We start from the raw sequence: 16,356 nt of genomic DNA on the forward strand, positions 1-16,356 counted from the left end.
TACTAGTTTTGGAGACCTTGTATGTCAAATAGAACAACTAAATTAAGAGTCTACAATCTGATAAGCAACATTCACTCCCTCTCGTAGCCTTATGCCTAAAACTCGCACAAAACAACTAACTGGAAGCAATGCAATCAGTCACTTATTAACCGTGGTTCTCTGGCCTTTTGGATTGATGAAGAAGCGATAAGTGACTGGGCGTAAAGCAAGCAGAATAAGCGCGGTAGGCCACGTTGATTCAGTGATTAGCTATCACGACAGCACTCATGGTGAAACGCGTGTTTTCTACTCTACTGAGAGTGATGTAAGGATTTATCAACTCGATATTTGGGCTAGCCCATGTTCCGTTAAGTTGTCCACATTACACCTGTATAGTCGTAGAACTAAGCAAGTTGAGGTCTCATTTAAGACAAAACGAGAGGAGCGAAACAGCAATGCATCGAGTTAAACAGTTGCATGGTGGCCGTTTAAGTTTAAGAAATTACAATGCACAAGTGGCTGAAACTTACGCGTTGAACAAGCTGACTGGGCTAGGTATGCCTCAAATTTGTCGTATTGAATAAAAAGCATGCGAAACGGGCGGCTTTGTCTCTAAATGGAATTACGCAACAAAGCCGACTTTTTGTCCTAATCTTTGTCTAGCAAATCTTGCAAGTATTCATCAGTAAAAGGGACGAGGTCTGCAATTACTTTGGAAGCGAGAATATCGTGAGCATTTAATTTAAGTTGTACATAGCTATAGTGCTTACCAAAAAGCTTCACGCCTCCAAACGGAACAAGGTTTCCTTTGGAAACAACATCGAATTCTACATTGGAGCTATAAAGGTCGAAAAAAAACTGATTATGACAGTTAACATACAGGTATTTGATAGCGGTATTTTTACGTAAAATATTAATTACATTAAGTATTATGACCATTCGAGGCGTGGAGAGAAAACTGTAACCTGATATAAGATACATATTAATTGGTTCTTCTTCAGGAATGTTTTGTGCGATCAGTGTGCACTCCGACAAGTTATTAGGATTAAGTTGAGACTCTTCAGTCTTGGAAGGGACAAACCCATAAAGTAAGTGACCAATCAAATTATCGGTTTGATCAATAAATGTGTTGATCAGCAAGTTCCTCTTCTTAAGCATATCGATATCGATATCAATACCTAAATAGTCAAAATGAAACACTTGCAAAAGTTCGCAAAGTTCGTTTTCGTCATCCAAGGAAGAGTAATGTCGCATGCTAAAACTTGTGGATTTAGATGAATAAGGGTTAAGTGTACGATCACTTGCGTGGCTAAGAATCTTCTTCTTCTTCACTGATATATTTTTTATTGGATCAATTAGCTGAGCTACATCTGTACCAAAACACCTTGCAACGAGGAGCTGTTTTGTAAGCTTTGGTACTGTTACTCCTCGCTCCCAACGACTAAGCGTAGTCAGATCTAATTTTGTAAAGATTGTGTTTGATTTTACTAAGAACTCTAGTACCTCTTGTTGAGTTAAGTTTTGTTCCTTTCTCATATTTTGTAAATAGCGTGCGAACGATATAGCCATTACTTTCTCCAGTACTTTTAAGTTAGTATTTGTTTTTAATAGGAAAAATAAATATATTACAAGTGGTATTTAATGTCTCTCGTAATTCATGAAAGTCCATAGATTATTTTGTAGCTTAGCTAACTCAGACTAAACAGTTTTATTTTAGCATATAGTTTCATATTAGAGTAACGTAACTAGTACCATATTTTTAGCCGATTTATCATGAATTATTCAGGGTTCATTCTCATTGTAAGCATAGTGATAAATGCAAATTTTAAAATGCTCAATATTAATCTTTCTTGGTTACGCATAATGCATCTCATCGCATCGCTGCAAGGAAATTTCAGTGTTACTGCGAATATAAATATATAAAAATATTTTAATAGTAATTATCTTAAAGGAATTAATAATGAACAATTTTAAAAAATGTGCTTTGACGGCTGCTCTACTAATGGGAATGGGTGTAAGCGCTGGTGCGATGGCAGCAAATGCAACGGTTGTTTGGAGTGGTATTGTTCCAACATCTAATGCATCTGATACGTTAGTTATTACGGGTTTTGCTGGCGATATGTCTGCTTTGACTGGCACAATTAGTGCTGATAGTGATGGTGTTTTTACATCAGATTCTATTGTTCTTGAAGCTCACGTCAATGATAGTGATGATGCAGATGCACCAACAGTTGGTGTACTTACGTTAGCTAACTGGACTCTTACAGATGCGACCGTTAGTTATGACGGTATTGCTAACCCAGCTCAAGTGGTTACTGTTGAAATTAACGGTGCTCCAGCAACGGTTGGCGAAGACATTGCAAGTGTAGACACAATCTCTACAAAAGTTAGCCAAACAGCTGTACTTCCAGCTTCTGAGGTTGGTGGTGCTAGCGTTCAGGCATCTCTATCTGTGTTGGCTTCAATTATCTAATTATAAAATAGAGTTTAAAGGCTCGTTAGCAATAGCGAGCCTTTGTTTTTTCCGTTGGTGCCAAAAATGAAAATGAAAATTATATGTCTATTAGTTATTAGTTTTAATGTAAATGCGGCCTTTAAAGTTCTAAATATAACTACGAGTATAGATATTAGCAATATCTATACCAACGCAATCAAGTCAGTTGAATTTGTCCCGTCTACTCTAGACCTAATACCAACAGATGACAAAACCAAATTTTCTGACACTAACACGATGTTAATTGTTGAAACGGATATACCTAAAGAAATTGTGGGCATACCTTATCTGATAAGTTTAGTTAAGAATGATGCTAGCTGCATTGATTATTCGGGAAATGTTAGTCAGCAAGACGAGTTTGTTAGTCTGACTATAGATGATAAAATTATTGTTGAAGGTGGTTCTCTATCATTTTTTGATTTCAATAATAATGATGGAATAAATAAACGCAGCGAACATAGTATAGATCTGACCTTTAAACCTTTTGACCAAATAATTTCATTAAATAAGCCAGACAGGTGTAATGGTGAAATTGAACTTAACATAGAGGTAGATATATAATGTTTTATTCAAAAAATATTACCTTTTTCATCGTGTTTACATTCCAAATTTACTCTAGCTTTTCATTTTCATCTAATATACCACCAGGGTTTGAAGAATTATTTGAAATAAAGGAATCTATGGTAAGAGTAAGAAATCTTGATGGTACATTGACGACTCCAATTCCATTTTTAACTTCTTTTAATATCCTAAAGTTAGACTCAAAAAATAAAGATGCAATTGAACGTGTGTCTAATTATTTAGAAATGAATTCAATCGACGTAGATTATAGACAAGAGATCATAGAAGAGTTGTTGCGGGGAATCGAAGATGGTTCTCAATGTCTTGGTAAGCTAGATGAGTGTGAGATTTATCCTGAGAAATTCGAAATAGTTCATAATTATAATGATCAAGAAATGTATCTATTTGTTTCACCAAAGGTTTTGTCATTTGTAGATAACATAGCAGATCAAAAGTATCACTCCTCAATAAGCCAATATAATGGCTTGATAAATTCGTTTGATCTATACGTTAGTGACTATAGTGATCAAAACTCAAATATATCATTGAATGACCAAACTATATTAGGCCTACCTTATGGCTACATTAAAAGTGATTTTAATATCAATAATAGTGAATCTGGTTCAGATTTATATGAAGCCGCATATCACTTAGATATAGATGCGTTTACAGCAAAAATTGGACATTTCGAATTTGATCCAAGAGTAAACTCAACAGATTATTTGAATAATACTACACGTCTAGGACAAAATTCAATTACAGTTGGCACATCAGAAAAGTTGTTAATGGGCGGTCAAAACAGTGACAAAATTCTTAGCTTCTATGTCCCAACGAGTGGCACGGTTCAGCTCTATCGAGACGAAAGGTTAATATATCAAAATAATGTTTCTGAAGGGGAAAATTCGATATCTTACAACGCATTACCCTCTGGTCGCTATGAAGTTGTCCTTGAAGTCTCAAGTGGTGGGCAGGTCGTGAATACACAAAACTACCAAGTGTATAACACAAAAAATGACACACTAGCAACTGGTGATATTGATTTCGCTATAACGACAGGTTCCTTTTCTGGTAGTCATTATGATTATTCTGGTTCAGATATTCTAGACGTAGAAGATGATTTCTATGGTAAAGGGTTGTTTAACTATCAATTGACACGTTCATTACAATTAGGGCTTGGTGGTTTAATTACTGAGCAAGGTACAATGTATAGTTTAGGTGGGGTTTACAGCTTGCTTGAATTTGGACTTAACAGTGAAGTGGTTTATAGCCAATTCGATGACGCGTCGCATATTAATGCAAATGTTGGTATATCAAGCTTAAGTCTATCTTATGAATCATTAGATAACGAAAATGGAGATTCTGTTGCTTCCTATTTGTATGGATATTCAGACTACTCTCGTTTTTCATTGAATTCGTCTTACGGCTTTGGACGTGGGAAAACAATATATGCAGTCTACTCTCTCTACAATGAGAAAATGTTAGACCCAAGCCTAGGTAATAACGAACAACAACAGTTTGTCTCTGTTGGGTATAGTACACCAGCAATTTTAGATTCCCAAGTTAATCTAAACATAGATTACTCTGATATTAACGACGATACGTCATTTAATATTTTGTGGAGTATACCTTTATCAAGCACAATTGATGTCATTACAGGGGTAACCTCTAACAAATCAGGGGTTAGTCAGTTCAAAACGACCATGCGAAAAAATAGATTAATTGCGTCAGATTCGTTTTCAACTTCATTGGAGGCGAGTAATACTTACGATCGCCAGCAAAGTTTAATGTATCAGGATGCTTTGTTATCAACGAGTGGATATACTTCATATGCAAGAATCAATGCATCTGCCCATAAATCTACAAATGGCATACAAGGTATTAATGCTGGCCTGTCTAGTACACAAATCATAACTGAAGATGACTTTTATTTGACGAATAAATCTTCATCTGCATATGCGTTAGTTGATGTAAACGAAGTGAATAGTATCGATAGCAATATTGAAGAAAAAGGTTACTTTACGTTAAAACAAGAAGGGAAGAATAATAGCCAGTTTATTGTCTATGACAATGAAACCATTGTTCCCCTTAACAGTTACAAATCTTATGAAGCTACTTTTGATTCGGAAAGTGTAGACTTATATAACTCTGGTGAAAATAAAGTTAACGTATATTCGCATCCTGGTACTGTAGCTTCTATGACACCAAAAGTCAGTAGAATTGTATCTTTTGTAAGCGCGTTCAGCGATATTACTGAAAGACCTCTTGTAGATATTGAATGTCGTGGTGAGGGTTGTATTGAAGTTAACGAAATGACAGATGGTGTTTATAGAGTCACTGTTCTTGAAGGGTTGGATTTTGAACTTTCCTCTAATGATAATCAATGCTTATTGCCTTACGAACTGACGTCTACAGATCAAATGAACTTTGGTAATAACTACTGTTTGCCTATTGGATCTGATAATGAAATTCACCTTATAACAATGAATGAACAAAAAATAAAGGCGATGTTCTTGGGTACTTATGAAAATTCCAATACGTTAGACGATGCAGTGTATCAACTAGAACGACTTGGCTATAGAGTTATTAAGAAAGACATTGGCAATTTGAAAGCAGTATATATAACAGTACTCAAGTCTATTGAAATGGAGAAAATGGTTGAAAGAAATAAAAATGAAATATCAAAAATAAAGTCACTGGCTAGAACAACGAAAAAAATAAATTCAATCACCTATCCATTAGTGTTAGTTAAATAAGGTATTCATATGAAACTCAAGAAATCAGTTGTAACATCTTTACTATTTTCGTTGTTATCTACCCAATCTTATGCATTTAGAGTAGATAAGATGGTTCTCGTCTCTGATCAGAAAGGAAACGGTGTCATTACTCTGACTAATGATGAAGAGGACCCATTGTTTATACTCTCCGAAATTGAAGAGTTAAAGGTAGATGGCAATGATATAGTTAAGAAAAAGTATGATCGTAATAACCTTGATGAATGGAAAATATCGTTGACTAATCAAAAACTGATTTTGGCACCTGGAGAGGAAAAAGATATTGGTATTAGAAGCCTGTGTCATAATACAACATGTGACGACAGTCGAGATTTGATGTTTATGTTACCTTTTTCTCCTAGTAAGTATCGAACAGAAGAGCAGGAAACTAGTGGTGTTGAAATTAATTATGGTTTTGCTCCCATATACATCATACCAACGAGTAAGCCAGTATATTCGTACGAAATTTTAAATAAAGGGGCTACTATGATTGTAAATAATAAAAGCAACACATTATTGAATTTGTACCTCGATTCTTGTGATAGCAAAAATTCAATACAATGTAAGCAAAAATTCACTGTAGTTGCTGGTAGAAATAAGACCTTCCCTTTGACTGAAGCAATGCAGAGTGACGAACTAAATATTACTGTAAATTCTCATGATAGAAGTTACTCAAAGTCGATTTCAGTGCTGAAGGGGAGATAACAATGCGCAGATGTTTTTATTTTCTGATAGTAAGCTTCCTGTTTGTTCCAAATGTTACCTATGCCTCATTTAATATAAGAGCTGATGTCAATTCTAGCAGTGTTATCTGGGATAATGTAACGCAAAGTTATGGGAAAATGGTTCCTAGCGAATGGGGGACACCTCCTTCAATTCAATCTGTCGCAGCATGGTCAGCAGCCACTTTTGCCGCAACACCGGCGAATACTATGATCCTTTGGGGAGGCGGAGGTCAATCTAATCCTATTCCTATTAATGTATCAGGCGTTCAATACAATACGTCAGGTATTGAATATGCTTTGGATATAGGTGGAAACAGCCTTGGAGGAGGGTGCACTTTGGATGAAGTAACCCTGCCAATCATAACCGTAGAAGGTTCCAATTGTATTTCAACTACAAAACTCATAAATGCTACCAATTCTAGTCCATTCATTTTTTTAAGGCCGATGTTTGGACTTGATGATGATGATGTTATTAGCGCATTGAAAGGTCTTCCTGAAGGTACATACTCAGCGTCAGTTCCTATCATCATACGTTACTACTACGAAAATAATTCTATAACGACATTTCGAAATATCAATGAAGTGATTATTTTTAGTTTTAAGTATAGTCCTGTTCAATTAGACAGTATCGATGTAATTGGCGATGGAGTAATGATACCACTATATGACACAACCAATAGAAGAGTTACTTCCAATACCTCGTTTGATATTAATGCTTTTGGGTATTTTGACGATGGAATTATATTAACTTTACCAAATCAAGAGTATGAATTGGTCAATTCTTCTGAACCTAGTGTTACTATTCCATATAGTATCAACTGTGTACAGTGTAGTTCAATGAATTTGGTTAGAGATGGCATCCTATTTAACAACGATGTATCAATAGGGGAAGGTTCAGGAGCTCAAACAAATATAGGGTTTTCGTTAGAGTTTGATTACGATGTTAATGGGGAAAATATCTTATCTGGAGAGTATTTTGATGAAGTTACTATTATTTTGGAACCGAGCATATAGCATGATTAAAATGTTTGTATTTATTGTTACACTTTATTTACCTGCATGCGCATATTCTAATGAATTGCCTTATCATATTTCGGTGGGCAGTACATTGTCGTTATTAGATGACAACGAGGAAGAAACTGAGGCTCTTGGGTATAAAGCCATGCTTGGATATAATATGAGCAAGCATTTACAGTTAGATTTCGGGTATAGTGATTTTTATCAAGAACAAGAAAATATCGCTCCTTTTCTTGTTGAGCTATCTTTGTTATATCCTATTAGCGAGTTTGCTTCTGTATACATTGGTGGAGGTAATGCTTTTATGGAAAAGACATTCAATCCTACAGCAAAGTTGGGGATTAAATATAAGATAGATCGAAATTGGTATGCTGATGTGGGTTATCAAGGGATTTTTGATATGGATCTAAAGTATGATGAATTGTATTCATTTAATGTCATGATAGGATATAAATTCGGACAAGGTGATAATAATCTCCAAATTAGCCCTATAACCGCGGTTGAAGAAGAAAAAGAGGTTAAGCCAGAAATTGTTAAAAATAACACTACCGGTGTTGATTATGAACATTGTCAAGTAATATCTAGTATATACAAAGTCAGGAAAGACGATTATCTTCTGAAAATTTCTAGAATTTATGGACTGACTATCGAGGAGTTGATTCATCATAACCCCAAGTTTTATGATAGAAACATCAATTTAATCTATCCTGGAGAATTGATTGTAATCAATCATCCTAAAAAACTCTGTCATTAGGTCAACTGATAGTGTTTTCTTTATAGATAGCTTTGTATGTATAGAGGGATTTGTACGCAAAGTAATAATGAGTTTTATTATTCTGACGTATCAATTTCATTTATGAGTCTAACGTGTAGGCATTTGGTGTTTTCTTTCATTTTAGTTGCTCAATACCTTTTTTAGGTTTATTGATAGTCTAGTTATAAGTTTAAATAATGATAACTAAGAGTTATAAATGAATTTTTCAAGAATCTACAACAGAAAGGTTAGCTTAAGTATTATTCTCGCTATCTCCTTTACACTTATTGGATGTAAAGGTGATAACAATGATGAAAACACCAGCAAAAATGATGATTCTACTATAAAGACTTATGGAACGCTTTCTGCCCAAGATGCTACATTTTCGACTGGATTTGTTGAATCTTATGAAGTTGATCTATCTTCTAAAGTTTTTTCATCTAGTGGTGGTGGTTTTTCTCTTACTGATGTCGAAGTGTTATCAGACGATAATCAATGCCAAATCCAATCTATCACGCAAACAGGTTTTGTTATTAGTGGTGTTAATGCGAAAGTATGTAATTATCGATATCATGCCTCTCCAATAGCATCGACCTTGATGATGCATAATGCTCAGTCGACAGAGGCGGATTTAGCGGGTGTTACTTCAAGTGTTGCGATTGCTAGAGTCGCTTTTAGTTCTGAACCAACAGCGACAGAACTAATGCCTATTAGTAGTACTGGTTTAATAAATGAGGAAATTCATGTCTCTCTAAAAGAAGAACTAGAGAAAGTTGGTATTAATTTGTCTGAAGAGTTTGTGTTAACGGAGGTCACTTCAGCATATGATTACTCAAGTACTGTTCAAGTTAATAGTGTAGATAGCCAAGCTATTGTTTATACGCCAGCGTTAGATTTTTCTGGTATTGATCGTGTACTTTACACCTTAGAGGATTCTTCTAACGGATTAGTTTTTATGGGCGTACTAGATATCGCTGTCGCTTACGAATTAAATCTTGGGTTTACCATTGACGAGGATATTGTTTACAAGGACACGATAATTGTAAATACAGATATTGATATTGATATTAGTGACTATGTTAAATCTGATGACGAAGATGATTATCAAGTAGTTTATGTAGGCTCTTTCAATGCTAATGTTGCGTCAAAAGACCCGTTGGATATAAGCAACAAAATTATTGTTTTCAACGCTACTTCTGCTGGATATCATTATATTAGTTTTGCGGTAAGTGATCATAATGGCGTTTACGATATGGGATTGATTCGCGTAAGCGTATCTGATCCAAACCAGTCAGCCAAATGGAATGATATTTCACATTTATTAGATTTATATACCAGCCCACTCACGGCATTGGATGCTGTGAGTAAAGATGTTCCTTATGATACTAAATTGATTGATAGTGCATACAATCCCGCAATTGATATGGCAGGGTTTCGCTATTCAACCTCTATAGCTTATTGTGAAACGATAGGTGGAACGGTTCCCACAGTCGAACAGCTTACACAAATGACATCAGACATCAATGTACAGGTTTTACATAATTGGCCTACGCAAGCACAATATATCGCTTATGATGAATTGATCGAACAACCTATGTGGGTTGACTTAAGTGATGGGGCATTTAGTTCGGGAGAGCTTGATCCGGTAGGGGGTTACTATATTAGTTGCGTTAAACAAGGCTTGATTGAAGTATTGCCGTCGTCGGACTCAGTAGTAGTGGCGGATGGAGTAGATGTTGGTTCTGTATTTGTCGAATTGAAACTTGGTGAAGAAGCAAGGCCAGATGCTGTTATCACTGTATCGGTATCTAGCTTAAATATTACGTTAGATAGCGATGCAGTAACTACAAATATTGATGGTATTGCAGAATTTAGGATGACCAGCTTTAAAGCCGAAACCGTCACATTAACCTTTGATGTTGATGGTATTACTCAAGCCTATGAAGTTAGCTTTATTGGTGATGAAAAGACCGCAGGTGTGACATCGGAAGCGACGATTAACAACACTTCCTACACCTCGGTGGATGGCAACCAAGTAACGGCAACCCTAAAAGATGACTATGACAACCCGGTAGAAGGTTATTCGGTTACGTCAGAAGTAAGTAGCGGCGAGCACCCTGACACGTTCGAGACAGTCAAACCACTTTTGGTGGAAGAGACAACAAAAACCGATACACAGGGCCAGCAAAAAGTCCGCGTTAAATGGGACTCTCAATATGAGACGCCAAAAACCAACATGACGTTTGATGTCACTTCGTCTTATACCACGACTGCGAACAAACACACGGAATCAACCAGCGAAGTGACGTTTGATGCCTATCTTTGTGGTGGTCAAGTCGGCGATGATGATAAAGAAAACGGCGCTGGTGACTGTATCAAAATGGTGGAAAGTGGCGGTAAGCTGTATACCGGTACCCCAAGTGTTAGTTTTTTACAAGCGATAAACTACGACGCACCTAATCAATATACTGAAGATGGCAGAAAGGGCCCTGCCGGCGGCAAGTTTGCTCGCTATGATCTTTCTGGTTCCGCTTTAGTTTGTGCTCAATATAACAAAATGGAGCTCTACGGTAAAAGTGATTGGACTTTAGGAAGTAAAACCGATTTGGAGAGTCTTTACGATGACCTAGGTAGTATGTGGGAAGCGAAGGGATGGGCGACCCTAGACGCTTACTGGACGCCGACGCCGTATGGTAATAAATACTACCACGTGTTCCTTGGCGAAGACAGAACCGTCACCTGGAACGATCCCGATCCGAGCTACGTCTCGTGCGTATCAGCTCTTTAGGGTTTATTGATAATTTAGTTATACCCGTTCAACTAGAAGATGCAGGTTTCTAAATCTGAAAATTATCCGTAATTCTGGATACCAGTGAGCCTGCAACTTCTGGTAACGTTACATTGAAAAACTCATTAATAGCCGTTGTAAATTCAGCCTTCGAGGAGAAGTAAATATTGTTCCTTGCATGCTAGTTCATCACTTTCCATAACCGCTCGATTGGATTTAAAATTTGGGCTGTAAGGTGGTAAGTAGTGAAGCTCGATATTGAGCACTTTTGCCGCATTTTTCACCAATTCTGACTGATGATAGGCAGCGCCATCAGGAACTAGGTGAACTTTTTTCTCCAACGGGTAATGCTCCTTTTTGAGCTACCAGAAGAAGCGAACGATGCTCTCGCTGTTTATTGTGTCATACGTGTCTGTCACCGTTGTGCCAATATTTTGAAGTGGTAACGCATCGATAATATTAAGACGAGTTCGACAGCCTGTTGTCTCAAGAACTTTGTCTTGGCCTTTTCGTAGCCAGCCATAACTGAGTTTTGTTGACTGCGTAGGATGAACGGCATCCATGAACAACACAGGGTCTTCGTTGTTTCTTAATGTCTCATTGTAATGTTTGAAAAAGGCTTGTTGCATCTCTGGATTAAACTTGTGCGGTACACCTTTCGGCTTCTTATATGAAAAACCGCGATGATGTAGCCACTTGTTCATTCCAGCAACGTATAACGGATACCAAACTCAGCCTGTAAATAAGCGACAATTTGCTGGGTATGAAGTACGTTCTCTCAGCCAGATGTTCGATAAGTCGCATGGTTTGCCCGGCAGAAAGTCGGCTCTGGCTACCACCATTTTCAGGTTGAAGTTTTTCAGAGAGAACATAATCACTGAGCTGACGAGCAACGGTCGATTCGTGAATTCGAAGAGCTTGAGAAATCATAGTCTGACTCCAACCTTCAGACGCAAGTAAAACCGCTGTGATGCGGTCACGCACTGGACCATCACGAGTTGAATCGTGCATCTCTTCGAGTCGTTGTTTCTGTTGAGGAGTCAGGATTATTTGCATGGTACGTAGCATGATCCTGATTTCATCGGAAATCAAGCATCTTCAATGACCACGGGTATATAAGTTTAAATAACGATAACTATACCGAATCAACTTGAAGATGCAGGCTTGAGAATCTGAAAATTATCATTAATTCGAGATGTCAAAGAGCCTGCGATCTCTGGAAGAGTCACTGCAAAAAATTGGTCTATTGCCTCCTTGAAGTCCCGTTTTCTTTTGAAGTAAACGTTGTTCCTCGACTTCTCATTCATTACTTTCCATAGCCGCTCTATTGGGTTGAGGTTTGGGCTGTAAGGTGGAAGATAATGCAGTTCAATATTCAGGACAAACGCCGCATCTTTGACTAAGTCACTGCGGTGATACCCCGCACCATCTAAGATGATATGAAGCTTATGGGTTAACGGATAACTCTCTCTTAACTTACAGAAAAAGCGAACAATCGTTTCACTGTTAATGTTCTCATAGTCGTGAACAATGGTTGCACCGATATCCGATAGGTTCAGTGCGCCAATAATGTTCAATCGGCTACGATTACCCGTTGTTTCAATCACTTTATCCTGACCAGTTCGTATCCAGCCACGAGATATTTTTGTTGATAGTGTTGGGTGAACTGCATCAATAAAGACTATCGATTCATCCTCGCCACAGCTTGCCTTTAGCGCTTCATAAGCCTCGATGAAAGCTTGTTGTTTTGCTTCATCAAATTTGTGTGGAACGCCTTTCGGCTGCTTGTAGCTAAAACCATTGTGGTGAAGCCATTTGTTCATACCAGAAACCGTGTAATCAAGTCCAAATGTCTCTTTAACGTAGGCGACAATTTGATGCGTGTGAGAATAGGTTTTCTCAGTCAAATGCTCGATTAGGTGCATGGTTTGAGTTGCAGAAAGCTTGCTTTGGCTTCCGCCATTTTCAGGCTTAAGTTTTTCAGAGAAAACATAATCACTGAGATGACGAGCAACAGTCGATTCGTGAATACGAAGAGCTTGTGAAATCATAGTCTGACTCCAGCCTTCAGAAGCCAGCAAAACAGCCTTAATACGGTCGCAGACCCGACTATCACGTTCAATGTCGTGCATTTGTTCGAGTTGTAGTTTCTGCTGAGGAGTCAGTGTAATTTTCATGGTTCGTAGCATGATCCTGATTTTAAAGAAAATCAAGCACCTTCAATGATCACGGGTATAAGGCTTATAAATGAATTTTTCAAGAATCTACAACAGAAAAGTTGGCTTAGGTATTATTCTCGCTATCTCCTTTACACTTATTGGATGTAAAGGAGGTAACAATGATGAAAACACCAGCAAAAATGATGATTCTACTATAAACACTTATGGAACGCTTTCTGCCCAAGATGCTACATTTTCAAGTGGATTTGTCGAATCTTATGAAGTTGATCTATCTTCTAAAGTTTTTTCATCTAGTGGTGGTGGTTTTTCTCTTACTGATGTCGAAGTGCTATCAGACGATAATCAATGCCAAATCCAATCTATCACGCAAACAGGTTTTGTTATTAGTGGTGTTAATGCGAAAGTATGTAATTATCGATATCATGCCTCTCCAATAGCATCGACCTTGTTGATGCATAATGCTCAGTCGACAGAGGCGGATTTAGCGGGTGTTACTTCAAGTGTTGCGATTGCTAGAGTCGCTTTTAGTTCTGAACCAACAGCGACAGAACTAATGCCTATTAGTAGTACTGGTTTAATAAATGAGGAAATTCATGTCTCTTTAAAAGAAGAACTAGAGAAAGTTGGTATTAATTTGTCTGAAGAGTTTGTGCTAACGGAGGTCACTTCAGCATATGATTACTCAAGTACTGTTCAAGTTAATAGTGTAGATAGCCAAGTTATTGTTTATACGCCAGCGTTAGATTTTTCTGGTATTGATCGTGTACTTTACACCTTAGAGGATTCTTCTAACGGATTAGTTTTTATGGGCGTACTAGATATCGCTGTCGCTTACGAATTAAATTTTGGGTTTACCATTGACGAGGATATTGTTTACAAGGACACGATAATTGTAAATACAGATATTGATATTGATATTGGTGACTATGTAAAATCTGATGACGAAGATGATTATCAAGTGGTTTATGTAGGTTCTTTCAATGCTAATGTTGCGTCAAAAGACCCGTTGGATATAAGCAACAAAATTATTGTTTTTAACGCTACTTCTGCTGGATATCATTATATTAGTTTTGCGGTAAGTGATCATAATGGCGTTTACGATATGGGATTGATTCGCGTAAGCGTATCTGACCCAAACCAGTCAGCCAAATGGAATGATATTTCACATTTATTAGATTTATATACCAGCCCACTCACGGCATTGGATGCTGTGAGTAAAGATGTTCCTTATGATACTAAATTGATTGATAGTGCATACAATCCCGCAATTGATATGGCAGGGTTTCGCTATTCAACCTCTATAGCTTATTGTGAAACGATAGGTGGGACGGTTCCCACAGTCGAACAGCTTACACAAATGACATCAGACATCAATGTACAGGTTTTACATAATTGGCCTACGCAAGCACAATATATCGCTTATGATGAATTGACCGAACAACCTATGTGGGTTGACTTAAGTGATGGGGCATTTAGTTCGGGAGAACTTGATCCGGTAGAAGGTTACTATATTAGTTGCGTTAAACAAGGCTTGATTGAAGTATTGCCATCTTCGGACTCAGTAGTAGTGGCGGATGGAGTAGATGTTGGTTCTGTATTTGTCGAATTGAAACTTGGTGAAGAAGTAAGGCCAGATGCTGTTATCACTGTATCCGTATCTGGCTCAAATATTACGTTAGATAGCGATGCAGTAACTACAAATATTGATGGTATTGCAGAATTTAGGATGACCAGTTTAAAGGCTGAAACAGTGACATTGACTTTCGACGTAGGCGGTATTTTAGAGAGTTATGATATCAAGTTTATTGGTGATGAAAAAACTGCCGCAGTCTCATCGGAAGCAACGTTAAAACTAGACGGCGCATTTTTCACTTCAGTAGAAGGTAATCAGGTAATCGCTACGTTGGTAGACCAAAACAGCAATCTGGTTGAAGGGTATTCTGTTCAAACGGAAGTAAGCTCTGAACTACACCCGGATACGGGCGAGTCTGTCGTTCCAATTATTGTTGAAGTGGATGCGAAAACGGATGTAAATGGAGAACAAATAACTCGTTTTAAATGGGACCCAACGTATGCCACGCCAGGTACAGATATGGCTTTTGATGTGACATCATCTTACATTACAACAACGAATACAGAGACTAACAACGTCAGTCAGGTTGTTTTTACGTCTTATACGTGTGGTGGTACTGCCAATGATGATGACATGTTTAGCGCAACTAACATTTGTGTCAAAATTGCTAAAGCGGATGGGAAACTATTTACAGGAACCCCGAATATCAACTTCCTAAATTCATTAAATTATGATGGTTACTCTGCAACTTTCAAGGAAAACAACAACAACGGTCCTAAAGGACAGGACGCGGAAGTACCTTTTGCACGTTTTACTTACAGCGAAGCTGAAAACTTATGTGTGTTTTATAATTCACTAAACCTGTACGGCAGATCTGATTGGGCCGTTCCTGATTACGATGAACTGTTCAACCTGTATGAGACTTATGGTTCTCTTTATACAAGTAAAGGTTGGGCGACATGGTATCGCTATTGGACGTCATCGGTATATAATGCTAATCAGAACTATTTCATGCGTATTCGTAATGGTGATGGTGGTGCTAGCAATAAGAACGATAGTGTTTACGCCTCTTGTGTGTCACGAAATTAATATATTTCAATTATGAATTGAATGGCCCGTCGGGCCATTTTTGTGATCAATAAAGAATTAGATCACGTTTCGATCATTTAAACATAACAAGGTCTATTTTTAAGTAGACTATTCATAATGACTATTTGCGTTTATTTATCGTTAAGTTTTATGAGTGGAGGTGGTTATACGCCCATTTATGTCTAATACGGGAAATGATTACTGGGGTCATAATTGTTAGGGAAGTGCTTATGTGGTTAGATGAAGTCGTAAAGCTGATATAAACATTTTACTGAAGTGCAGTTATACTGGCTCGATAGGCGTCATATCAAAGCAGAAGTGGATTGATTCGTAGTAAAAATCGGTACATGGACAAAATTTAAGGTAAGTAAACATCAGAAAACTAATCTATAAGTACCAAGTATGCCTCCGACCTACATTCATTT

Annotated in this window: 11 protein-coding genes and 2 pseudogenes; 10 read left to right on the top strand and 3 right to left on the bottom strand. The window is 37.4% G+C overall.

Annotated elements, in window-relative coordinates:
• Positions 1 to 91: 91 nt before the first annotated feature.
• A pseudogene (locus tag QUF19_RS26515) lies at positions 92 to 415 on the top strand (transposase); the annotation flags it as partial.
• Positions 416 to 434: 19 nt separating this feature from the next.
• Positions 435 to 563: a hypothetical protein gene (locus QUF19_RS26520; protein ID WP_434784924.1), complete on the top strand. Its 129-nt coding sequence runs from the start codon at positions 435 to 437 to the stop codon at positions 561 to 563.
• A 64-nt stretch (positions 564 to 627) separates the two neighbouring features.
• On the opposite strand, the gene QUF19_RS23255 is transcribed toward QUF19_RS26520, so the two are convergent.
• Complete coding sequence (locus tag QUF19_RS23255; protein ID WP_286300053.1) at positions 628 to 1,548, bottom strand: helix-turn-helix domain-containing protein; 921 nt, start codon at positions 1,546 to 1,548, stop codon at positions 628 to 630.
• A gap of 391 nt (positions 1,549 to 1,939) precedes the next feature.
• On the opposite strand from QUF19_RS23255, the gene QUF19_RS23260 reads away from it, so the two are divergent.
• From QUF19_RS23260 to QUF19_RS23290, 7 genes are all read left to right on the top strand, one after another.
• Positions 1,940 to 2,452 (top strand): hypothetical protein, encoded by a 513-nt coding sequence (locus tag QUF19_RS23260; RefSeq protein ID WP_286300056.1) that lies wholly within the window; start codon positions 1,940 to 1,942, stop codon positions 2,450 to 2,452.
• Positions 2,453 to 2,518: 66 nt separating this feature from the next.
• Positions 2,519 to 3,034: a hypothetical protein gene (locus QUF19_RS23265; RefSeq protein WP_286300058.1), complete on the top strand. Its 516-nt coding sequence runs from the start codon at positions 2,519 to 2,521 to the stop codon at positions 3,032 to 3,034.
• A complete protein-coding gene (locus QUF19_RS23270; protein ID WP_286300061.1) occupies positions 3,034 to 5,787 on the top strand; it encodes a TcfC E-set like domain-containing protein in 2,754 nt (917 codons plus the stop codon). The genes QUF19_RS23265 and QUF19_RS23270 overlap by 1 nt, the downstream gene beginning before the upstream one ends.
• A gap of 9 nt (positions 5,788 to 5,796) precedes the next feature.
• Positions 5,797 to 6,510, top strand: a complete 714-nt coding sequence (locus QUF19_RS23275; RefSeq protein WP_286300063.1) for a hypothetical protein — start codon at positions 5,797 to 5,799, stop codon at positions 6,508 to 6,510.
• A 2-nt stretch (positions 6,511 to 6,512) separates the two neighbouring features.
• The gene (locus QUF19_RS23280; RefSeq protein WP_286300068.1) at positions 6,513 to 7,544 is read left to right on the top strand and encodes a hypothetical protein; all 1,032 of its coding nucleotides are present in this window, start codon (positions 6,513 to 6,515) and stop codon (positions 7,542 to 7,544) included.
• Entirely contained in the window at positions 7,510 to 8,301 is a 792-nt protein-coding gene (locus tag QUF19_RS23285; RefSeq protein WP_286300070.1) for an outer membrane beta-barrel protein, read from the top strand. Before QUF19_RS23280 ends, QUF19_RS23285 begins: the two co-directional genes overlap by 35 nt.
• Positions 8,302 to 8,518: 217 nt before the next feature.
• A complete protein-coding gene (locus tag QUF19_RS23290) occupies positions 8,519 to 11,089 on the top strand; it encodes a hypothetical protein (RefSeq protein ID WP_286300073.1) in 2,571 nt (856 codons plus the stop codon).
• 49 nt (positions 11,090 to 11,138) lie between these two features.
• Here QUF19_RS23290 and QUF19_RS23295 read toward each other — a convergent pair.
• Together QUF19_RS23295 and QUF19_RS23300 are read right to left on the bottom strand one after the other, a co-directional pair.
• Positions 11,139 to 12,145, bottom strand: a pseudogene (locus tag QUF19_RS23295) (IS630 family transposase).
• Positions 12,146 to 12,234: 89 nt separating this feature from the next.
• A complete protein-coding gene (locus QUF19_RS23300; RefSeq protein WP_270000015.1) occupies positions 12,235 to 13,266 on the bottom strand; it encodes an IS630 family transposase in 1,032 nt (343 codons plus the stop codon).
• A 70-nt stretch (positions 13,267 to 13,336) separates the two neighbouring features.
• On the opposite strand from QUF19_RS23300, the gene QUF19_RS23305 reads away from it, so the two are divergent.
• Positions 13,337 to 15,931 (top strand): Ig-like domain-containing protein, encoded by a 2,595-nt coding sequence (locus QUF19_RS23305; RefSeq protein ID WP_286300076.1) that lies wholly within the window; start codon positions 13,337 to 13,339, stop codon positions 15,929 to 15,931.
• Positions 15,932 to 16,356: the final 425 nt, after the last annotated feature.

Source organism: Vibrio sp. FE10, assembly GCF_030297155.1.
Taxonomy (GTDB): domain Bacteria; phylum Pseudomonadota; class Gammaproteobacteria; order Enterobacterales; family Vibrionaceae; genus Vibrio; species Vibrio apostichopi.